Source organism: Fretibacter rubidus (genome assembly GCF_041429785.1).
Lineage (GTDB): Bacteria > Pseudomonadota > Alphaproteobacteria > Caulobacterales > Maricaulaceae > Fretibacter > Fretibacter rubidus.
The window spans coordinates 1,154,704-1,175,832 of sequence record NZ_CP163423.1; the positions used below are offsets into that span (position 1 = coordinate 1,154,704).

A 21,129-nucleotide genomic window follows, 5' to 3' on the forward strand; every position below is an offset into this window, starting at 1 on the left:
AGGGTCGGTCGTTTTCGACGCTTGTAAACCCTAAAGGATATTTTTTGTTTATCAGTTGAAATCGGTTGTCTGTCCTATAGATAGAGGGGACTTAATTTCCCATCTGATGTCGCCATTATAGGGGCGACATGACTTGCCCGAAAGCTGATAAACATGAGCACAACAACACCCGACATTATCTATACTATCGTTGACGAAGCGCCAGAGCTTGCGCGGAACTCGCTACTGCCCATTATTAGCGCCTTTGCGGGTGCGGCAGGCATCAATGTACAGACGCGGGACATATCGTTGGCGGGTCGGATATTATCCTTATTCTCAAACCTTTTATCAGATGAGCAGCGCGTCACGGATGACTTGGCGGCCCTTGGTGAGTTGGTGAAAACGCCTGATGCCAATGTCATTAAACTGCCCAATATTTCGGCCTCTGTGCCGCAATTACAAGAAGCAATCACTGAGCTTCAGTCCCAAGGCTTTCCCATCCCAGATTATCCGCGCGACCCGAAAACGGATACAGAGAAATCTGTACGGGCCAAATATGACGGCATCAAAGGCTCCGCGGTGAACCCTGTCCTGCGCGAAGGTAATTCTGATCGCCGCTCTGCCAAAGCGGTCAAAGCTTATGCTAAATTAAATCCACACCGCATGGGCGATTGGACAAAAGATAATAAAACAACGGTCGCGTCCATGCCGGGCCATGATTTCTTTGCCAATGAAAAATCAGTGACGATTACTGCGGCCCAAGCGGGCGGCGCGAAAATTATTCATACGGATAAAGACGGCAAAACCACCGTTTTAAAAGACGGGCTATCATATGAAGACGGCACAATCGTTGACGGCACATTTATGTCCGCCAAGGCGCTTCGCACTTACATCAAAGACGAAGTCGCCTCCACACCGCCCGGTGTGTTGTTTTCTGTCCACCTGAAAGCGACGATGATGAAAGTGTCTGACCCGATTATCTTCGGGCACTTTGTCTCTGTTTATCTCGAAGACTTCCTTGGCAAACACGGTAGCGCGATTGATTTCAACCCGAACTCTGGCATCGGCACATTGGAAAAACTCATTGCGGGCAATGCAGAGATGGAAGCGGATTTAAAGGCTGCGCTTGCGTCTAAGCCGCCACTTTATATGGTCAATTCCGACAAAGGTATTACCAATCTTCACGTCTCATCGGACGTCATTATTGACGCGTCTATGCCGGCGGTGATTAAGGCGGGCGGTATTGGCTGGGGCCCTGACGGAGAACCCGCCAACACCAAGTGCTGTATTCCTGATAATTGCTACGCACCCGTATATGACGAAACGGTGGAGTTTTTCAAAACGAACGGCAAGCTTGACGTCACGACATGCGGCGCGGTGTCCAATGTGGGCTTAATGGCGCAAAAGGCCGAAGAATACGGCTCCCACCCCACCACCTTTACGGCCAACGCAGACGGCACTATCTCTATCGTGCTTGATAACGGCGAGACGATTATCAGCCACGACGTCGAAGCGGGTGATATCTGGCGCTCTTGCACCGCCAAGAAAGCGCCGATTTTAGATTGGATTAAGCTCGGCATTGAGCGTGCTGATGCAACAGGTTTGGCCGCGTTTTGGCTGGACGAGAACCGCGCCCATGACGCAGAGCTCATCAAATATATCAAGCCTGCCTTGGCGGATGCTGGCAAAGACATCCCCATCATGGCCCCGCGCGCGGCGACCCGCTTCACGCTAGAGGAAATGACGAAAGGCCATGACGTTGTGACCATCACGGGCAATGTGTTGCGCGATTATCTGACCGATCTTTTCCCAATTCTGGAATTAGGGACATCGGCGAAAATGCTGTCTATTGTTAAATTGATGAACGGCGGCGGCTTGTTTGAAACAGGGGCCGGCGGCTCTGCGCCTAAACATGTCGAGCAGCTACAAGAAGAAAACCATTTGCGCTGGGACAGCCTCGGCGAATTTTGCGCGCTGGGCGAAAGCTTCAATTTCCTTGCCACGAAAGACCGTCCAAAGGCGGCGATTTTAGGCGACGCCGTTGAACGCGCGACGCAAATCCTTCTGGTCGAGGGGCATTCTCCGGGCCGTAAGGTCGGGGATAATGATAACCGCTCGTCACATTACTGGTTCGCGCGCTACTGGGCCGAAGCCATTGCGTCGCAATATAAAGATGCGGATTTAAAAGCGCATTTTTCAAAAATCGCTACGGAACTCGCAGAGAATGAAGACACGATTTTGGCAGAATTGAAGGCTGACGAAGGCAAGCCCGCCGATATGGGCGGCTATTACCACGCAGACGCCGATAAAGTCACAGCGATTATGCGCCCGTCAAAGACGCTAAACGCGATTATTGGCTAGGGTCCGCCGAGCAGCATTCTGGATGCGCGCGTTTCTAACGTGCAAAAGCCCTATTTATTATACACGTCATTCCGTCGCGACACAGTCGCCCGGAACCCATGCCGTGCTGTGTCCACGAGATAACGAGGTTTGTGTCTTGCCGTAAAATTACGACATGGTTTCCGGGCGCCCCTGCGGGCCGCGTCGGAATGACATCAAAAGTATTTTTCTAGTAATTTCTATAATTCGCTGAAATTAAGTAATTGTTCTATTTCGTTTTCTGAAATTGTTAAGCCACTGCTTGATGTTAAAAAATCGAAATCTTCCAATGAATTAAGTAAGCTATCTCGCCTCAGGGCATATTCCTCTATCATATCTCCAAGGGCGTCATAGTTTTCAATGAAATTGCAATAGCTTACCAATGCTAACTTCACTTCATACAAGCTATACATAAAATGTTGAGAGTCGACTTTGCATCTATCAATGCAATATTCGATAGTTTTCTGTGCTTCATTAAGGGAAGAAACAATTGCAACTTCGTGATAAAGGTCGTGATTTTCGAGGAAGTTTACCTGATTGACGATAAAATTTCGGACTGAAAATAATGCTGTAAGTGTAGCCCGATAATTTTGATCGTTATCGGAAGTTTCCTTTTTATCTCTCCAAGTCTGTAAAACCGCATTTCCCAATAATGTGAAAACTACGGTTAGGAAGGCAATACAAACAGTAAGAAGCGTTTCAGATAACATTTCGATCCTACATTTTAATTCCGCCTCATCCACAATCGGCGTCATGCCCGACCTTGTGTCGGGTATCCATGCGGCAAAGAATCGCTCTGATGCACCGACGACACGTAGATCACCGACCCAAGGTCGGTGATGACGCGTTAATTGGCCTCAGGGGGTCTCTTGAAGCCTATGTCATCTTCCGTTCAAAGTTCTCGGCAATGGCCTCAAGGTAACCTGTTGTCGTCAGCCAGCCTTGCTGCGCGCCAACGAGGAGCGCCAAGTCTTTTGTCATTTGGCCGCCTTCAATGGTTTCTTTTACCGTGGCTTCTAGGCCCGTTGCAAACTTTGCCAGCGCTTCATTGTCATCAAGCTTGGCGCGGTGGGCGAGGCCCCGAGTCCAAGCGTAAATGGACGCGGTGGAGTTGGTCGACGTGCTTTCGCCTTTTTGGTGGTTGCGGTAGTGACGGGTCACTGTGCCGTGGGCGGCTTCGGCCTCCATGGTCTTTCCGTCTGGCGTCAGCAGGAATGACGTCATCAGACCGAGCGAGCCAAAGCCTTGCGCAACAGTGTCTGATTGCACATCACCGTCATAGTTTTTACAAGCCCAAATGTAACCGCCAGACCATTTCATGGCTGCCGCAACCATATCGTCAATTAAGCGGTGCTGATATTCGCCGCCAAATTCCGCGAATTGATCAGCAAATTCCGCGTCATAAACTTCTTGGAATAGGTCTTTGAAACGACCGTCGTATTTTTTCAAAATTGTATTTTTGGTCGAGAGGTAAACAGGCCACTTGCGTGTCAGGCCATAGTTAAAAGTCGCGCGCGCAAAATCACGGATGGACTGGTCCAGATTATACATGCCCATGGCCACGCCCGCTTCGGGGAAATCAAAGACTTCGCGCTCTATCGTTTCGCCGTTTTCGCCTTCCCATTTCATGGTCAGCTTGCCCGCTGAGGGGACAAGGAAATCTGTCGCTTTATATTGGTCACCAAAGGCATGGCGTCCAATCACGATGGGCTGTGTCCAACCGGGCACAAGGCGCGGGATATTGTTACAGATGATGGGTTCGCGAAAGACAACACCGCCGAGGATATTACGGATCGTACCGTTCGGGCTGCGCCACATTTTCTTAAGGTCAAATTCTTCGACGCGCTGCTCATCCGGGGTGATGGTGGCGCATTTAATACCGACATTGTGCTTTTTAATGGCGTTGGCGGCGTCGACTGTGATTTGGTCATTCGTCGCGTCACGGCTTTGGATAGAGAGATCATAATCCAAAAGTTCAATATCCAGATAAGGCAGAATAAGGCGCTCTTTGATCATATCCCACATGATGCGAGTCATTTCGTCGCCGTTCATATCCACAACAGGATTATTTACCTTGATTTTAGCCATGTTTACCTCTGTAACGCGTGTGTAAATTTCAGCGGTGTCTACCGCCTTTTGCAGCACATAACAAGTATAGGTCATGCAAAGACCGTAACGGGAAACAGGCAATGGGAAAAACAACAAAAGACCAATTAGGCAAGGTCGTGGCAAAGCCGGTTACGGCGGGCGATATTCCCGCTGTAATCTTGGTGCGACCTCAACTGGGTGAAAATATCGGGGCGGCCTGTCGCGCCATGTTAAACTTTGGCCTGACAGAATTGCGCTTGGTTGCCCCGCGTGACGGTTGGCCCAATCCAGCGGCGGATGCCTTGGCGGCAGGTGCGATTGATGTGCTGAATAATGCCAAGCTTTATCCCGACACAGAATCGGCGCTGGCTGATATCAATTACTGCTTGGCCGCCACCGCGCGCCGCCGTGAAATGGAACTGCCCGTAGTCGGCACAGATGTTGTCGGCGGTGAGTTGAGGTCCGAAATTGCACAGGGTCGACGCACGGCCATAATGTTTGGGCCAGAAAAGGCGGGTCTGACCAATGATGATGTGGTGCTGGCCGATGCCATTATCACCTATCCGATTAATCCCGCATTTCAGTCCTTGAACCTCGCCCAGGCCGTGGGAGTGTTTAGCTATATCTGGGCAGCGTCAGAATCCACCGCGCCGCCGCCTGTGTTTGATGACGTACAATCCGCGCCCGCCAAGCGCGAAGATTTGGTGCGCATGTTTGAACATCTAGAGGACGAATTATCAAAAGCGGGCTTTTTCTTCCCGACAACCAAGACTGACCTGATGCGCCGCAATATTCGCGCGCCGTTCACACGGGCCAAAATGACAGAACAAGAAGTGCGCACCATGCGCGGCATGATTAAAGCGCTGGCCAAAGGGCGCGGGGTTGCGCATCAGGCCCAAAACGCTAAAAGCGCGCCGAAGGATAAGGACACATAATGCTCGGAAAATATTCAAAATTTGTCGGTTATGCCTGTATTATTATGGCAGCGATTGCCGGGTTTAAACTCGCCTCTGCGGTATTAATTCCGCTGCTAGCGCTGGTCTCGACATTGTTCATGGTGCGGTCCCGCATGGATATTAGCAAGACAGAACGTCGCCACGCGCCGCCCAACCGCCTTATTGAAGGCGCATTTTTATTCGCAACGCAATTAATGATTATCTTCATTGCTTATTTGCTCGGTTATTTCGCGGGTTCAGAAGGCGGGGCCTATTTCGTTGACTTTATGTCGGGTAATCGCGGATAGGCTAGGCAATTGGTGCGGGCCGCTTTCGTAGGCCGTCCCACATGAACATCAACACCGCGATCCAAATAAAGCCAAAACATAATGCGTGAGCGCGAGTAAACGGCTCGCCGTAATAAAGGCCGCAGCAAAACTGCAAGGTCGGGCCGATGAATTGCAAAAATCCCAGCGTGGACAGTTTTAATTTGCGCGCCGCCACCGCAAAGCAGAGCAACGGCAGCACAGTTATGGGGCCAGCCGCTAGCATCAATAGCGATATAGACAGCCCGCCGTGATTTGGCGCAGGGCCAAAGACAATGGTGCCCGTCTGTCCCAGATATATGAGGTATCCAATCGCTGCGGGTAGCAGGACAATTGTCTCGACTAGCAAGCCCGGCATAGCGCCGACGTCGACTTGTTTGCGGATGACGCCGTAGAGTCCAAAGCTACAGGCGAGAAACAGCGATATGCCTGGAAAAACACCGCCGTAAACGGCCAGTATCGTGACGCCAATAACGGCGAAGACCACGGCTAAAATTTGAAGCTTTGATAGTCTTTCACCAAAAAACATGACACCAACCAGCACGTAGAGCAGGGGGTTGATATAATAGCCAAGGCTGGCTTGGAAAATCTGGTCAATCTGTATGGCCCAAATATACATGCCCCAATTTGCCGCCAGCGCGATAGCGGCAATGAACAGCCAGAATAGCATTTTCGGGTTCTTAAAGACCCGCCCCACGTCAGGGAATTGCCGCCGTGCCGCGATAATCAAAAGCCCAAAAGGGACAGACCATAATATGCGGTGCGCGAGGATTTCCAGCGCGCCGACTTCCTCGGTCATTTTGAAATAAATGGGAAAGAACCCCCATATCGTATAGGCCGCTATGCCCGCCAGAAGACCATGGCTCCAGACGGATGTTTGGCTGTTATGTGGCGGCGAGGGGCTCATCATTTCGCTATGCGCCGTGACGGCGTGCTCGGCAAGCTGGATTTGGCTGTATTTTGCGCTATTTTGGCTTGACGCAACGGGCGTAAGCCTTAAAAGCCCGCTATCCCTTTTAGGGATTTTTACGGGTTGGTGTGGTGCCGCCGTTTCTATCGCGATTTGAATAGGTCAAATCGCCGGGCCACGCTTTAAGAAAAGGGACAGCTATGTCCAAACGTATTCAAGCCAAATATAAAATCGACCGCCGCATGGGTGAAAACATTTGGGGCCGCCCCAAGTCACCCGTTAATAAGCGCCCTTTCCCTCCGGGACAGCACGGCCAAGGTCGTAAGTCTAAGCTGTCTGATTTCGGTACACAGCTACGTGCCAAGCAAAAGCTGAAAGGTTACTACGGTAACATCCAAGAGAAACAGTTCCGCAACATCTATTTTGAAGCCACGCGTCAGCGCGGCGATACATCAGAGCAGTTGATCGGCCTTCTAGAGCGCCGTCTTGACGCCGTTGTTTACCGCGCGAAGTTCGTGCCAACTGTGTTTGCCGCGCGTCAGTTCGTCAATCACGGCCACGTCCTAGTCAACGGCAAGAAAGTCAATATCCCGTCTTACCGTTGTAAAGAAGGTGACGTGATTGAAGTGCGCGAAAAGTCACGCACAATGGCCCTTGTCCTCGAAGCGCTCGAATCGGCTGAACGTGATGTGCCAGAATATATTTCACTTGACCCCAAAGCGATGCAAGCGACATTCACGCGCATCCCAAGCTTTGACGAAGTACCCTATGCAGCGCAAATGGAACCAAACCTCGTCGTCGAATTCTATTCACGCTAGTCATCTCGCTGAGTGGGGCGACAGTCTAAATATAAAAAAGCCCTCGCAAATGCGGGGGCTTTTTTTATGGGGGGGGCGGGTCTGTTGAGGTTCGTTGTGGGGGCAAAGCGGACCTGAAACCGGTATCACAATAGATCCAAGCACATAAATCTGGATTAGGTCAAACAACCTAAATTGGAATTCAATTGTATGTCTAATATATTTGACATGTTAAAAATATTAGACTACGCCTTATTTTGAAATTGCAGGGAGATCCAATGATGCAGGTTGAAGATAATAGAAGAGTGGTCAACTTTAGAGAAAAAATGGCGTGGGTGATGGTTGCAGGTTTACTCACAGCAAGTGGATTCTATTTTTATACCATGTTCAATGTCTCTGCAGCTACGGAACAGGTTCCTAAACCCGCTGTTATCGCCCTAACTGTAATATTTGTCGTCATCTTGACTATTATTGCCATAGTTGGGGCCATCGTTGCGGCGCTTTCTAATCTGAGTGAAGCGAATGATTTACTGGATGAACGAGACAAGCTAATTTCTTTGCATAGCACACGCTGGGCCAGCGTCGTAACAAGCATCATTCTAATCATCACAATGCTGGCATACTTCTTTGATGCGAGATCGAGCGACATGTTACTCGGCGTTATGGCTGCTCTGATTATGGGGCATTTAGTGGACTATACCGCGCAAATTTACTTGTATCGTAGAAAGCCTTATAGTGGGTAAGCCACCCCCAATATCCAATAGAATTAGTGAGTTGCGAGCGGAGAATGGACAAATGAGTCAAGCCACTCTTGCAAAGGCGGTTGGTGTTTCAAGGCAAACGATTATTGCAATTGAAAAAGGACATTACTCACCTTCGCTGGAGAGCGCATTTCGTATCTCAAGAGTCTTCGGCGTGAACTTAGAAGATGTTTTTGGTTGGGATGAAATTAATAACTGAATTCTCACACACATTCGTTCGGCAAGGTCTTTTTAAATGCTATCTGCCGTTCTGCTTACGTCCGCTATGAGGATTGTTCTACCCATAGCTGAGCGCTTAGATGAGGATGTTTCTATTAAACCAAACCCTAAGCGTCCCAAAATCACCTCAACTAAGACATTGACCTCACGCCCCCTGCCAGCGACTGCGTGCCGCTCCATCGCGCCTATACTGCCTTTTGCACTGCTTGGCTTTATGCGCTAGCCTAACCCCATAATAACAGGGGACGTTAGTGGAAACGGTATTTTTAGAATCAGAGGCGTTATCGGCGCGCGGGCAGGCGCGTATTCGGCGTGATTTGTTGGGCGCGTTTTTGGAAGCGTGTAAAATCCACGGGGCGAGCCATGACATCCTCACCGATGGGGATGGTCGCGTTTTTCGCTATGGGGAGCTTCGCCAAGCGGTCTTTGCCCTGTCTGCGCCACTGAAAAAGCACACAGAATCAGGCGAGACTATTGGTTATTTTTTGCCAACGGGGGCGGGGGCGGTCATTGCCCTTTTGACTATTCACGCGGCGGGCCGCACGCCAGCCATGTTGAACTTTACAGCGGGTCTTAAAAACTTAAAAGCAGCCGCCAAAACCGCCCCTTTTAAGACGGTTTTGACATCCCGCAAATTTATCGAGCTCGCAGGGCTATCTGATTTACTGACGGCATTAGCGGGCGATGTCACGGTTCTCTATTTGGAAGATTTAAAAGAGCAGATTGGCATTGGCGGTAAAATTCGTGCTGTGCTGGGGCCGATACTGCCAAGCGCGTTTATCCCCCGCCCATCCCCCGATGATACGGGTGTTATCCTGTTCACATCGGGCACAGAGGGAAATCCCAAGGGGGTCGTGCTGAGTCACGCCAATATCCTGGCCAATATTGAACAGATTGAACAACATGTGCGGCTGGATGATGGCGACATAATCTTTAATGCCCTGCCGACGTTTCATTGCTACGGCCTGACGGCGGGCACACTTTGGCCGATCTTTAGTGGCTATGACGTCGTGCTTCACCCGTCGCCGTTACAAACCAAAGCCATCGCACAGCGCATATTTTCGTCCAAAGCGACGGTTTTGTTCGCAACCGATACTTTCCTGCAACATTACATGCGGGCTAGCAAAGAGGGCGGGCTAAACTCTCTGCGTATTGCGGTGTGCGGGGCAGAGCGCGTGCGCGAGGAAACCCGGAAAGCGGCGCAAGACCGCTTTAACATCGAGGTCTTAGAGGGCTACGGCGTGACAGAATGCGCGCCTGTTTTGGCGGCCAATCAACCCGGCGATATTCGCGCAGGCACCATTGGTAAAATGCTGCCGGGTATTGAAAGCCGGATTGAACCTGTCGAAGGGTTGGATGATGCGGGGCGTCTTTGGGTACGGGGTCCGAACATTATGAAAGGCTATATTTCCCCTGATAAACCGGGGCAAATCATGCCGCCCGATGAAGGGTGGCACGATACGGGTGATGTGGTGTCTGTTGACCGGGAAGGCTATTACGTCATTCGCGGGCGGATCAAACGCTTTGCCAAAATTGGGGGCGAAATGGTGTCTTTGACTGTGGTGGAAAATTGCGCTTCTGCGGTTTGGCCTGATTATCTTCACGCCGCCGCCATTGTGCCCGACCCGAAAAAAGGCGAACGCATTGTTCTTTTGACAGAGCACCCCAAACCTGACCGCGCGGAATTACTGCGCTGGGCGCAAACGCACGGCGTGGCCGAAATATCTGTGCCCAAAAAGATAATCTCTGTTGATGCTTTGCCAGTGCTAGGCACGGGGAAATTGGATTATGTCTCGGTCACCACGATGGCCAAAACCGCATTAGGGGCGGGGTAGCCGGCGCTTTAGGCCCGGTGCCAGACCACGCGGTAGCCTGTTTTATCCTCAGCCGGGGTTCCGTCGCTATTGATCAGTCGGGATTGATAGACATAAAATCCAGCCAGATTAAACGATAGCCGTTCAACGCCTTTGCGTGATTTATTTAGCGTAATGATCTGCTGATCACCAGCGGTGCAGCGAAACACTTCGACGATAAATTGCGGCTGGCAGCGAACAATCCGCAGTTCAATCGATTTGCCTTCAGGGATAACGTAATGCGCTGCCAATCCTTTACCGCGGCGGATATAGGCTTGGTCGCGTGTAAAACTATCTAAGACTTTGTCGACCACACCCATGGAGTTTTCCTCCATTTGATTGGCGGCGCTATTGCTTTGGCTTGACCATAAAATCTGTTTTGGACTGACATAAGCTGTCAGATAATGCATGGCTGTGTACATGGTGAACAAGCCGATTAAAATCGAAAGGGCAGAGCCAAAGATCCATCTATAATTTAAGGTGAATATCTTGCCGTCTTCCATCAACCTTAATGTGTTGGACGAAAACTGATTCTTCTCAAATTTATTTTTATGCGCAAGTCTTCTACTTAACATGCCCATAGTCACGCCCCACTGCTACTACTTCGATGATGAATCATAGCAAAAACAGATTTATGGGGCGTTAAATTACGGTTAAGGCGATTTTAAGCATGTTTATCGGGACACTCAGCACCCCGCATAGGCGGGTTATGCAGCGTCGAGTTTAATGCCTTTTTCGACCATGTGATCGCGCAACTCGCCGCTCTCAAACATCTCTTTGACGATGTCACATCCACCAATAAATTCGCCTTTTACAAAGACTTGCGGGATGGTTGGCCAATTGTTGTAATCCTTAATGCCTTGACGGATTTCCGGATCGTCCAGCACATTCACCGCGCCGTAATCCGCGCCGATATAATCAAGGATTTGAACAACAGTAGAGGAAAAACCGCATTGCGGAAAGGTCGGTGTGCCCTTCATAAACAGCACAATGTCATTCTCTGATGTAACTTTTTTAATACGGTCAAATACGGCGCTCATGGGATACCTCTTATATGGCGGATTGCGCATTAATTGGGGGCTCGCCTTGTATTTTGCAAGGGCAAAGAACGCTTTGATTACTAACGGCTTTGAGTTTTATATGCCTTTCGCGCAGTAAGATGGTTAATCTAAGGTTAAGGTGGGGTCATGTTTAAGGGTTTCATAAGTTAACTAAATAATCTGGGACAGAAAAATGAAAACAACTTTACAGTATTTAGCGCTTGGTGTTGCTGCTTTGGCGCTAACGGCGTGTTCGACGACATCATCTCTCGGCGGTAAAATGGCAAAGGACGCTATGAAAGACGGCATGACCACAATGGTCTCGAAATTGCCAATGGCCCCCATTGGCGGTGTTGTATGCCCCCCTGAGGAGATTGTCTCTGAACCTGTGCGTGAAATGCAGTGTTGGGATGGGTCTATTGTAACGGATGTCGCCCAATGCCCAACGCGCGAAACATTCACATGTTCAGACGGAACCTTGGTTTATGATCAAAACGAATGTCGCGCGACACGATCAGACGTGACCCTCGGCGAGCTATGTGGTCAGGAATATCGCCAAGAAATCATCTATTATGAATTCGACAAAGGCCAATCTGCTGAAACGCAAAACACGATCAACCGTATTTTAGACATCGGTCAATTCTGTAATGTTGAAAACATCCGCGTTGTAGGCCACACGGACCGTTCTGGTTCTGCAAGCTATAATTTGCGTTTATCAGAGCGGCGCGCCAAAGACGCGATGGACGAGCTTGTGCGCCAAGGCGTGAACCGGGCCGTAGTGACCTCCAGCGGTATGGGTGAAACTCAACCCTTCATCCCAACTGAGGACGGCGTGAAAGAGCAATTAAACCGCCGCACAGAAGTGCTGATTAAGTTGTCTCAAACGGGCGGCGTTATCAACTAAGCGGCCGCGCAAAGATTGAATTGAAATCGCCTGTCCTCTGGATGGGCGATTTTCATAGGCTCGCTGAATTCACTGAACATTTGGCAATTGATTTTGCACCTGCCGCAGCGCCCACACCCGTAAATAAGCGGCCAAGCCCAGCGAGCTTTTGGCGGCGATGCGGCCATCATCAATAGTGGCCAGCAGGCTTGCTAGCGACATATCTTGGTCTCGCGCATAGTCATCAATAACGGCCCAAAATGGGGTCTCAAGCGCAACCGATGTGCGGTGACCATAAAGGCTCAGCGAGCGTTTTTCGCGTTTGATGTCGTCGGATTGAGGCGGCGTGACCATGTCGCGTTTAAACGGTATCGTCTTTATCGCCCTTTTTAGGGGCATCAGTTGCGGGCTCTTCAATTTTATGCGCGTCGAGCTTGGCTTGTAGCTTTTCAGCCATAGCCTTTTTCAGCTCCTTGGCGGATTTTTTCTGTCCAAAGCGCGCGCGGTTCGCCGCCGCCGTTTTCTCGCGCGATTGCCGCGCGAGGGACTTTTTGGCCTTGCCGAATTTTATGACGTTGTCACCGGGCATGGATTTACCGCGGCTTTATCATCAGTTCTGGGCGCACGACTTTATCGAACTCTTTTTCCGTGACAAAGCCAAGGCGCACGGCTTCTTCGCGTAAGGTTGTGCCGCGTTTATGCGCCGTTTTGGCGACTTTGGTCGCATTATCATAGCCAATTGTCGGTGCCAGTGCGGTCACAAGCATCAGAGAGCGACCAAGCAATTCGGCGATATTGTCCTCATTGGCTTTAATCCCCACCACGCATTTATCCGTAAATGACATGCAGGCATCAGAGAGCAGCTTTATCGATTGCAGCATATTATAGGCCATAACGGGTTTATAGACGTTTAGCTCAAAATGGCCTTGGCTGCCCGCGATGGACATGGTGGCGTTATTGCCCATGACCTGCGTGCAGACCATGGTGATAGCTTCGCACTGCGTCGGGTTAACTTTACCGGGCATGATGGAACTGCCGGGCTCATTTTCAGGCAAGGACAATTCGCCAAGGCCAGAGCGCGGGCCAGAGCCTAGAAAGCGAATATCATTGGCGATTTTCATCAATGACACTGCGACCGTATTGATCGCACCGTGAGCCGAGACAAAGGCATCATGGGCGGCTAGCGCCTCGAATTTATTCGGGGCCGTTTTAAAAGGCAGCTTGGTATAGGCCGCGACTTCGGCGGCAAAATCTTTGGCAAAACCGGGTTTCGCGTTCAGCCCCGTGCCAACCGCTGTGCCGCCTTGGGCGAGAGGGTAAAGCTCTTTCAGGCCGCGCTCGACCCGCTTAATACCGTTATCCATCTGCGCGACATAGCCCGAAAACTCTTGGCCCAGCGTCAACGGCGTCGCGTCTTGCGTATGGGTGCGACCAATCTTGATAATCTTTTTAAACTCGCCCGATTTGTCATTCAGCGCATTGCGCAGATATTGTAGCGCAGGCAAAAGCGAGTGGTGAATTTCCTCTGCGGCTGCGATATGCATGGCAGTCGGGAAAGTGTCATTAGAGGATTGGCTACGATTGACATGGTCATTAGGGTGGACAGGGTCTTTGGAACCAATCTCGCCGCCCATTATTTCAATCGCGCGGTTTGATATAACTTCATTGCTATTCATATTGGACTGCGTGCCCGACCCTGTCTGCCAAATCGACAGTGGGAAGTGATCGTCCAGTTTGCCTTCCGCGACTTCGGACGCGGCCTTCACAATGGCTTTGCAACGTTTCGCGTCTAGGTTCTTCGCCGATTTATTCGCGAGCGCGGCGGAACGTTTAATAATCCCCAGCGCACGGATCATGGACGGCGGCATGGTTTCAATCCCGATTGGAAAGTTAATCAGCGACCGCGCCGTCTGCGCGCCGTAATATCGATCAGACGGGACCTTCAGGGGGCCAAAGCTATCGGTTTCTATACGTGTTTTTGTCATGGTATCCTCGCGGGCAATAGATGTAGCCACTGCATAAATCAGCGCGCAGGAATCTCAAGGGTAAAGTCTGTTGGGGAAGGGCATCAAAAAGCCAACCGTCATCACCGACCTTGTGTCGGTGATCCATGTATTATTATTGCGTCTAGGGGAGAGCTTTGCGGATGGATACCTGAGACAGGCTCGGGCAGGACGCACTATTAAGCGTTGGTTTTACTACGCACCATCACCGCATCGATACACGAGACAGGCTCGGTCATGACGTTACTATACTATAAATCTGCCTATTTCTTCCGAAAGGCATCTAGGCTGACGACTTTTTCGCCGCCGCCGCCGTCACCACCACCGTCTGGACCGTCGTCATCTGGCGTATCCGTATCTTTGGGATTAGCTTTAGCTTTTGCCGCTGTCTTTGGCTTGGCTTTGGCTGCGGGTTTGACGTCCGCTTTGGGCTGGAGTTTTGCCAGTGTTGGCGGGGCGGGTTCCATTTCCGCGGGCGGGTCAAATTGCAGGGCAAAGCTGACCGATGGGTCGTGGAACCGCGTCACCGCTGTATAGGGGACTTTCAAATATTTCGGAACGCCGCCAAATTTCAGTGTGACCTCGAACTCTTCAGGATAAGCGTTAAGATCCCAATATTGATGTTCGAGCACAATAGTAATCTCTTCGGGGTATTTCTTGGCGAGGCTTTCGTCGATTTCGACACCAGGGTAACGGGTTAGGAAAGTGATGTAGAAGTGATGCGTCCCGGGCAGGCCGTCTTCGCGGATCACGCGGCGGATGGCATCGCGCACGACCCCGCGCAGGGCGAGTTGTGTCATTTGTTCGTAATTCATCAAATCTTGGCTCATATGGATAGAGTAAAACACTGACGCCGTGGGTCAACCGCTGTTTAACGGGTGAAGGCCGATTTATCTGCGGTATGATGACCTGTCTGTGTCCGATGAGGCGAACTTCTTCGTTGATTAAGGGCGGCGCCTCGCGTTACGAACGGCCATGACCCAATTTGGCCTCTCTGACATTCTTGACCTTTACACCAAAGGGCAGTTTCCTATGGCGGAAACGCGCGAGTCAGACGGGTTTATGATTGTTGAACCTGACATGCGCGGGATTATTCCGCTGGATGGGCTGCATATTTCGCGGTCTTTAAAAAAGGCGATGGCGAGGGGCGATTATCACGTCACAATCAATCACTGTTTTTCACGCGTGATGGAGTATTGCGCTGCGCCCCGCGTTGGGCATCCAGAGACATGGATAAGCGAAAGCCTACAAATGGTTTATGAGCATTTTCACGAGGCAGGTTTCGCGCATAGCTTGGAAATATGGGACAGCCCGCATTGCGATGCAGACGGGCTGGTCGGGGGGCTATACGGTATCGCGCTAGGCGGCGCGTTTTTTGGCGAAAGTATGTTTTCAGTCAAGCCCAACGGCAGTAAAATCGCGTTGGTGTATCTGGTAGAGCGGTTGAATAAAAACGGCTTTGTGCTGCTGGATACGCAGTATCTGACCGATCATTTGGAAAGCATGGGCGGGGTGGAAATTAGCCAAGAAGACTATCTGAAAATCCTTAAACCTGCGCTGCAAGTCAAAGCCAGTTTTAGCGCTTAAAACTCGTCGTCTGTCTCAGAGGCGGCTTTGGTCTTACACTCAAGCACCCAGATGTCATAAACACCGTGGTCCAACGCTGACAGGGCAGGGTTAGAGCCCATCATCCAGCCAGAGAACACTTTCTCAGGCTCGCTGACTTCGCCTTTACCGTCGAGTTTCGCGTCAAAGATTTGCAAAAATACATAGGTTTCTGGAATATCCTCTGGCGGGCGTTTCTCGCAATGTTTCACGTCCACGCGCAGTGAGCCGTAATCCAAGCTATCGCCCACGGGCACTGTGAAATCTTGGGTCTTGGCGGTCACTTTATCTAGCGCGCGTAGCACCACCGCTTCGCCCATCAAATTATTGGCAGACGCCGCAGGGATTAGCGCTAACAACGCAAGCGCGGATATAACAGAGGCAAAGCGCATTAAGCGTCCGGCGTCCAAGCGTCATAATCCGCCGCGACGTCGGCGCGTTTACCGCCGCGGTCAAGGCTGCCTTTGGGTTTATAGGCGTGGATTGTGCCCGTCATATTCGGGCGGTGCGGCAGTTCCCAGCTTTGAGTCTTCAGCGGTTCTTCGGATGGGGGTGTGTCATACATATGATGCATCCAACCATGCCATTCGGGCGGCACACGCGACGCATCAGCATAGCCCGTATATTTCACCCAACGGCGTTTGCGGCCATCATAGCCGTCGCCCTTTTCCTCAAAGTAGCTATTGCCGTAGTCATCTTCGCCGACCTTCACGCCCTTGCGGCCAATCTGAAGTAAAGTGCCCAGCGTTGCGCCGTCCCACCATGCAAATAGACGTTTGATAAATTTAGCCATATAGTACCTCAGACCAACTGGGTCTTTCTGTGCTTTGCAATAAAGCGCTTCAGCGTCACAGTAAAGGCGTCATGTGGTGAAATTACGGCGTTAACTGTCGTCATTATGGCCCTAATTTGGCATAGGATTTGCAAATGCAGACCATCAATTCCTAAGAGCCCCATTATGCGTCGTTTTACTGCTGTTTTTCTTGTGGCCCTGTTTAGTGTTACGGCACTAAGCCATGCTTTGACCATGCAATGGGTTGGCGTCACCCGCGTGATGCCTGTGCAGCAGCATGGGCACTTGGCCGTTAGTGGTTCAAAACTGGTGAGTCAAAACGGTGAAGTCGTCTCTTTCGCAGGCCCCAGTTTCTTCTGGAGCAATACGGGCTGGGGGCAAGAAGCCTTTTATAACACCCAAGCCGTGCGGAATTTTGCCCGCGATTGGGATGCTGATATTATACGGGCCTCTATTGGTGTGGACGGCGATGGCAGTCTGCTTCGCGACCCGCAAGCGAATATGGCGCGCGCCGAAACCATTATTCAAGCCGCCATAGCCAATAATATTTACGTGGTCGTGGATTATCACAGCCACGAAGCGGAAAAATCAGTGCCGCAAGCGCAAGAGTTCTTTGCTTATCTTGCGCAGAAATATGGTCACACACCCAACATCATTTATGAGATTTACAACGAACCGCTGGTTTCGACCGATTGGGATACCGTCATCAAACCCTATGCGGAAACAATGATACAGACCATCCGCCGCTATGACCCTGATAATATCATCGTTGTCGGCACACAAAGCTACAGCCAAGATTTAGAACGGGTGATTGCCAATCCGATACGCGGGGCGTCCAATATCATGTATGCGCTGCATTTTTACGCAGCAGGTCATAAAGATGATTTGCGCGCCCGCGCAGAACGCGCCTTGCAAGCGGGCTTGCCTGTGATGGTCACCGAATGGGGCACGGTCAATTATGACGGCGACGGGGCCGTTGACCGTGCATCAAGCGAGGCTTGGCTCGCTCTTATGCGCCGCCATGATTTGACCCATATGATGTGGGCCGTCAGTAGCAAGAATGAGGGCGCATCAATGTTCACCTCCACCGCGTCCAAGACAGGCCCGTGGACAGACGCCGATTTGACGTCATCTGGGCGATATGCGCGCGATATCATCAAGGGCTGGAAATAGTCACAGGATATACACAGCTGCGCGGACGTCTTTTCGGGCTATTTCTGTAAGCAAGCCTAGGCGCTGGCGACGGGTCGTGTTACGTTAAGCTATGGCTAACACAATGGATAATGACCCTGGCTACGGCGGGGCTTCAAATGATACTGAACTCGACACTACACCGCAAAGCTGGGAGGCCGAGCAGGCCCTGCTGGGTGCGCTTTTATATGATAATGAAATTTATCACCGCGTATCGGGTGTGGTTCAAGCCAAACATTTTTATAACCCTGTCAATGCCCGTATTTACGAGCAAATCGCGCGTTTAATTGAACTTGGTCAACTTGCCGATGCGATTGTCTTGAAAGACCGTTTTTCCCAAGACGAAACAATTGAGGATATCGGCGGCGTTGAATATCTGGCGCGGCTCCTTGCAAATGCGCCTGCGGCGGCGACAATCGCGGCTCCTGAATATGCTAAGCTGATTTTCGATCATGCGATGCGACGCGATCTCATTAAGTTGGGCGCGGAAATCACAGAGTCTGCCAAAAACCTTGGCAGTGAAGAAACTGCGGTTCAGCAGATTGGCGAGGCGGAAGCCAAGCTTTTCAGCCTTGCCGAGACAGGACAAGTCCAAGGCGGGTTTGAGACGTTTCATGACGCGCTGATTAAATCGATTAATATGGCCACCGCCGCATTTACGCGCGATGGTCATCTGTCTGGCCTGTCCACGGGATTGATGGATGTTGATCGGCAGCTTGGCGGCCTGCACCGATCAGACCTTATCATCCTCGCGGGTCGACCTTCTATGGGTAAAACCTCGCTCGCGACTAATATCGCCTTCAATGTCGCCAAAGCACATAGAGAAGAAAAAGACGAAAACGGCATTATGCAAACCGTCAACGGGGGGCGCGTCGGCTTTTTCAGCCTAGAGATGAGCAGCGAACAACTCGCCACGCGTCTTTTGGCCGAGCAGTCCGGCATCCCGTCTCATAAGATTCGGCGTGGTGATATTACGCCCGAACAATATGAACATGTGCGCGATGCATCAGACGAAATTAACCGCATCCCACTTTATATTGATGATACGGGCGGTATTTCCATTGGGCAATTGGCGGCGCGCTCGCGGCGGCTAAAGCGTATGGCGGGCCTTGATTTGCTCGTTGTTGACTATCTCCAGCTCTTGACGGGCGGGGCGGCGTTAAAAGCGTCAGACGGTCGTGTGCAAGAGGTGTCGATGATTACGCAAGGTTTGAAATCACTCGCCAAAGAGCTCGATATTCCGATCCTCGCGCTCGCACAGCTCTCGCGCCAGGTCGAGCAACGCGATGATAAACGGCCGCAACTCTCAGACCTGCGCGAATCAGGATCAATCGAGCAAGACGCCGATGTTGTATCATTTGTGTTCCGCGAAGAATATTACGTCGCGCGGGCTGAGCCGTCCGAAGGCACAGAAGAGCATTTGAAGTGGCAGGAACAAATGGAAGACCTCCACGGTAAGGCCGAAGTGATTGTCGGCAAACAACGCCACGGCCCCATCGGCACCATCAAACTGTCCTTTACGGCTGATATCACGAAATTTGGTGATTTGGCCCAAGATGATCGTTACGATAATATCGGGCATTAATCCGCCCCTATACTGCGTTTACAGAGACCGCGTTTACAGAAAGCCTCGCCGTGAAAAAACCGTTTAAAACAGAGCCGGGCCGCTACGGCGCGCAACCTATGTCGCGTGACGCGCAAGAGCGTAAAAGGCAGGGCAATCGCGACACACCGCGTGATGCCAAGGGCCGTGATGGTGCCCGTGACGGAGGACGCGATGGGGGTCGAGATGGCGGCAAACCCGCTAGGTCGGGCAAGACCTTTGATAAGAAAAAATCCTTTGATAATCCCCGCCGTGATAAATCGTTCAGTGATAAACCACGCTTTGACAAACCCAAGCAAACTCAGGCCAAGCCGTCTTTTGACAAACAGGGCTCGGCTAAAAATCCTGGGTCAAGACCAGAGCGTTCCGTGCATAAACAGGGCTTCACGACACGCCCGACGCTTCGCATTAATCTGGGCGCGATCAAAGCCAATTATGACCGCATTCAAGACCGCGTCGGCAATGCTAAAATTGGCGCGAGCCTGAAGGCCAATGCCTACGGCCTGGGCGCCGAGCAAGTGGGGCGCACATTATACGGGGCCGGGTGTCGTACGTTTTTCGTCGCGACCGCTGGCGAAGGTAAAATCCTGCGCGAAGCCATTGGTGATAACGCCTCGATTTATGTTCTGAACGGCCCCGCGCCGCAGGATTTGACGCTGTTCTTTGCCTTCACGCTAAAGCCCGTCATAAACTCGCTCGATCAAGCGCGGATTTGGACGAATGAGGCTGACCGCGCGAAACATGCGCCCTATTGCGCGCTGCATATTGATACGGGGATGAACCGCCTAGGCCTGTCACTCGATGAGTCCGAGACACTGTCCAAGAACCAAGCGCTGCTGGGATCCCTCGGTCCTGACCTTATTATGAGCCATCTGGCCTGTGCGCCTGATGCGAATAATCCGATGAACGCGCAGCAGCTTGACCGTTTTCGCCGTATCGCCGCGCGTTTTCCCGTCATGCCGTTGTCACTCGCCAATTCTGCGGGCGTGTATTTGGGCAAAGAGTATCACTTCCAACTCGTGCGGCCCGGCATCTCACTCTACGGCGGGCAGGCAACGAAAAAAGCTAATAATGAAGACACAGAACCCGTGGTGTCTCTCATGGCACCTGTGCTGCAAATCCGTAACGTCAAGGCTGGCGACACGATTGGCTATAACGGCGCATTTCGCGCAGACTCTGATATGAAAATTGCTGTGCTCGGCGCAGGCTATGCCGACGGTGTCCCCGTTGCGGCTAGCGGGCTATCAGGCTCGAAGGGTAAAACCAGCTTTGTCACGCTCGCCAAACAACGCGTCCCAATCATTGGTCGCGTCTCTATGGATCTGACCATTGTCGATATCACCCGCCTTACCAAGCCCCCAGGCCTTGGCGATTGGGCAGAATTTCGCGGCGAAAACCTGACGGTCGACGCCAACGCCATCGGCACGATTGACTATGAACTCCTCGTGCGATTAGGGGACCGCTGCCGCCGGACATATCAGAAAGGGTAGGGCGTAAGGGTAGCGTTTTGCACACGCTGTCCACAGGGTTATGCACAGGGGTATGCATAATGCGCCACCTAGTCACGATGCGTTAGTGCCGTCAATAATATCCCCGCCTTGCGAGGAGTGCGGTGTGTCTTTTTAAACTTGGTTATGTCCATATCCTCAGCGAAGGCGGAGGTCTCTTGAGTTATGCACCGCCCCAATAGTTTTGTCATTTCGCCGCTGCGCAGCGGCCCGGAGTCCATGCTGCGGTGGTTCGACACAATATGGCCTATGCTGC

The 21,129-nt window shown here is 51.4% G+C and carries 23 protein-coding genes; 12 read left to right on the forward strand and 11 right to left on the reverse strand.

What is annotated here, in order from left to right:
* The first annotated feature begins 153 nt into the window (after positions 1–153).
* Positions 154–2,340 (forward strand): NADP-dependent isocitrate dehydrogenase, encoded by a 2,187-nt coding sequence (locus tag AB6B37_RS05555; protein WP_371397902.1) that lies wholly within the window; start codon positions 154–156, stop codon positions 2,338–2,340.
* Between the two features lie 218 nt (positions 2,341–2,558).
* Here AB6B37_RS05555 and AB6B37_RS05560 read toward each other — a convergent pair whose 3' ends face one another.
* Positions 2,559–3,113 carry a hypothetical protein gene (locus tag AB6B37_RS05560; RefSeq protein WP_371397903.1) on the reverse strand — a complete coding sequence of 185 codons (555 nt, stop codon included), beginning with the start codon at positions 3,111–3,113 and terminating at the stop codon, positions 2,559–2,561.
* A 121-nt stretch (positions 3,114–3,234) separates the two neighbouring features.
* Complete coding sequence (locus tag AB6B37_RS05565; RefSeq protein WP_371398416.1) at positions 3,235–4,446, reverse strand: NADP-dependent isocitrate dehydrogenase; 1,212 nt, start codon at positions 4,444–4,446, stop codon at positions 3,235–3,237.
* A gap of 101 nt (positions 4,447–4,547) precedes the next feature.
* Here AB6B37_RS05565 and AB6B37_RS05570 point away from each other — a divergent pair, with 101 nt between their 5' ends.
* Both AB6B37_RS05570 and AB6B37_RS05575 read left to right on the forward strand, forming a co-directional pair.
* Positions 4,548–5,381, forward strand: a complete 834-nt coding sequence (locus AB6B37_RS05570) for an RNA methyltransferase (RefSeq protein WP_371397904.1) — start codon at positions 4,548–4,550, stop codon at positions 5,379–5,381.
* A complete protein-coding gene (locus AB6B37_RS05575; RefSeq protein WP_371397905.1) occupies positions 5,381–5,689 on the forward strand; it encodes a hypothetical protein in 309 nt (102 codons plus the stop codon). The genes AB6B37_RS05570 and AB6B37_RS05575 overlap by 1 nt, the downstream gene beginning before the upstream one ends.
* A 1-nt stretch (position 5,690) precedes the next feature.
* Here the strand turns inward: AB6B37_RS05575 and rarD are convergent, their stop codons facing one another.
* The gene (gene rarD / locus AB6B37_RS05580) at positions 5,691–6,617 is read right to left on the reverse strand and encodes an EamA family transporter RarD (protein ID WP_371397906.1); all 927 of its coding nucleotides are present in this window, start codon (positions 6,615–6,617) and stop codon (positions 5,691–5,693) included.
* 200 nt (positions 6,618–6,817) lie between these two features.
* On the opposite strand from rarD, the gene rpsD reads away from it, so the two are divergent.
* The 4 genes from rpsD to AB6B37_RS05600 all read left to right on the forward strand — a co-directional run bounded on the left by rpsD (position 6,818) and on the right by AB6B37_RS05600 (position 10,229).
* Positions 6,818–7,435: a 30S ribosomal protein S4 gene (gene rpsD / locus AB6B37_RS05585; protein ID WP_371397907.1), complete on the forward strand. Its 618-nt coding sequence runs from the start codon at positions 6,818–6,820 to the stop codon at positions 7,433–7,435.
* A 257-nt stretch (positions 7,436–7,692) separates the two neighbouring features.
* A complete protein-coding gene (locus AB6B37_RS05590) occupies positions 7,693–8,157 on the forward strand; it encodes a hypothetical protein (RefSeq protein ID WP_371397908.1) in 465 nt (154 codons plus the stop codon).
* The gene (locus AB6B37_RS05595) at positions 8,150–8,374 is read left to right on the forward strand and encodes a helix-turn-helix transcriptional regulator (protein ID WP_371397909.1); all 225 of its coding nucleotides are present in this window, start codon (positions 8,150–8,152) and stop codon (positions 8,372–8,374) included. Before AB6B37_RS05590 ends, AB6B37_RS05595 begins: the two co-directional genes overlap by 8 nt.
* Positions 8,375–8,645: 271 nt before the next feature.
* Entirely contained in the window at positions 8,646–10,229 is a 1,584-nt protein-coding gene (locus AB6B37_RS05600; RefSeq protein WP_371397910.1) for an AMP-binding protein, read from the forward strand.
* Between the two features lie 8 nt (positions 10,230–10,237).
* On the opposite strand, the gene AB6B37_RS05605 is transcribed toward AB6B37_RS05600, so the two are convergent.
* Both AB6B37_RS05605 and grxD read right to left on the reverse strand, forming a co-directional pair.
* A complete protein-coding gene (locus AB6B37_RS05605) occupies positions 10,238–10,828 on the reverse strand; it encodes a hypothetical protein (RefSeq protein ID WP_371397911.1) in 591 nt (196 codons plus the stop codon).
* Between the two features lie 126 nt (positions 10,829–10,954).
* On the reverse strand, positions 10,955–11,287 hold the full coding sequence (gene grxD, locus AB6B37_RS05610; protein ID WP_371397912.1) for a Grx4 family monothiol glutaredoxin: 333 nt from the start codon (positions 11,285–11,287) through the stop codon (positions 10,955–10,957).
* A 193-nt stretch (positions 11,288–11,480) separates the two neighbouring features.
* On the opposite strand from grxD, the gene AB6B37_RS05615 reads away from it, so the two are divergent.
* Complete coding sequence (locus AB6B37_RS05615) at positions 11,481–12,191, forward strand: OmpA family protein (RefSeq protein WP_371397913.1); 711 nt, start codon at positions 11,481–11,483, stop codon at positions 12,189–12,191.
* Between the two features lie 69 nt (positions 12,192–12,260).
* Here the strand turns inward: AB6B37_RS05615 and AB6B37_RS05620 are convergent, their stop codons facing one another.
* The 4 genes from AB6B37_RS05620 to AB6B37_RS05635 all read right to left on the reverse strand — a co-directional run bounded on the left by AB6B37_RS05620 (position 12,261) and on the right by AB6B37_RS05635 (position 15,021).
* On the reverse strand, positions 12,261–12,524 hold the full coding sequence (locus tag AB6B37_RS05620; RefSeq protein ID WP_371397914.1) for a ribbon-helix-helix domain-containing protein: 264 nt from the start codon (positions 12,522–12,524) through the stop codon (positions 12,261–12,263).
* Between the two features lie 7 nt (positions 12,525–12,531).
* Positions 12,532–12,759: a DUF4169 family protein gene (locus AB6B37_RS05625; protein WP_371397915.1), complete on the reverse strand. Its 228-nt coding sequence runs from the start codon at positions 12,757–12,759 to the stop codon at positions 12,532–12,534.
* A gap of 4 nt (positions 12,760–12,763) precedes the next feature.
* Positions 12,764–14,155: a class II fumarate hydratase gene (gene fumC / locus AB6B37_RS05630; RefSeq protein WP_371397916.1), complete on the reverse strand. Its 1,392-nt coding sequence runs from the start codon at positions 14,153–14,155 to the stop codon at positions 12,764–12,766.
* 281 nt (positions 14,156–14,436) lie between these two features.
* Entirely contained in the window at positions 14,437–15,021 is a 585-nt protein-coding gene (locus tag AB6B37_RS05635) for an SspB family protein (RefSeq protein WP_371397917.1), read from the reverse strand.
* A 127-nt stretch (positions 15,022–15,148) separates the two neighbouring features.
* On the opposite strand from AB6B37_RS05635, the gene aat reads away from it, so the two are divergent.
* On the forward strand, positions 15,149–15,760 hold the full coding sequence (gene aat, locus AB6B37_RS05640; protein WP_371397918.1) for a leucyl/phenylalanyl-tRNA--protein transferase: 612 nt from the start codon (positions 15,149–15,151) through the stop codon (positions 15,758–15,760).
* Here the strand turns inward: aat and AB6B37_RS05645 are convergent.
* The gene (locus tag AB6B37_RS05645; RefSeq protein ID WP_371397919.1) at positions 15,757–16,170 is read right to left on the reverse strand and encodes a DUF2155 domain-containing protein; all 414 of its coding nucleotides are present in this window, start codon (positions 16,168–16,170) and stop codon (positions 15,757–15,759) included. The two genes, aat and AB6B37_RS05645, sit on opposite strands and share 4 nt — an antisense overlap.
* Positions 16,170–16,571: an NADH:ubiquinone oxidoreductase subunit NDUFA12 gene (locus AB6B37_RS05650; protein WP_371397920.1), complete on the reverse strand. Its 402-nt coding sequence runs from the start codon at positions 16,569–16,571 to the stop codon at positions 16,170–16,172. Before AB6B37_RS05650 ends, AB6B37_RS05645 begins: the two co-directional genes overlap by 1 nt.
* A gap of 165 nt (positions 16,572–16,736) precedes the next feature.
* Here AB6B37_RS05650 and AB6B37_RS05655 point away from each other — a divergent pair, with 165 nt between their 5' ends.
* The 3 genes from AB6B37_RS05655 to alr all read left to right on the forward strand — a co-directional run bounded on the left by AB6B37_RS05655 (position 16,737) and on the right by alr (position 20,855).
* Positions 16,737–17,744 (forward strand): cellulase family glycosylhydrolase, encoded by a 1,008-nt coding sequence (locus tag AB6B37_RS05655; RefSeq protein ID WP_371397921.1) that lies wholly within the window; start codon positions 16,737–16,739, stop codon positions 17,742–17,744.
* Positions 17,745–17,835: 91 nt separating this feature from the next.
* A complete protein-coding gene (locus tag AB6B37_RS05660; protein ID WP_371397922.1) occupies positions 17,836–19,347 on the forward strand; it encodes a replicative DNA helicase in 1,512 nt (503 codons plus the stop codon).
* A gap of 50 nt (positions 19,348–19,397) precedes the next feature.
* Positions 19,398–20,855 carry an alanine racemase gene (gene alr, locus AB6B37_RS05665; RefSeq protein WP_371397923.1) on the forward strand — a complete coding sequence of 486 codons (1,458 nt, stop codon included), beginning with the start codon at positions 19,398–19,400 and terminating at the stop codon, positions 20,853–20,855.
* Positions 20,856–21,129 lie beyond the last annotated feature (274 nt).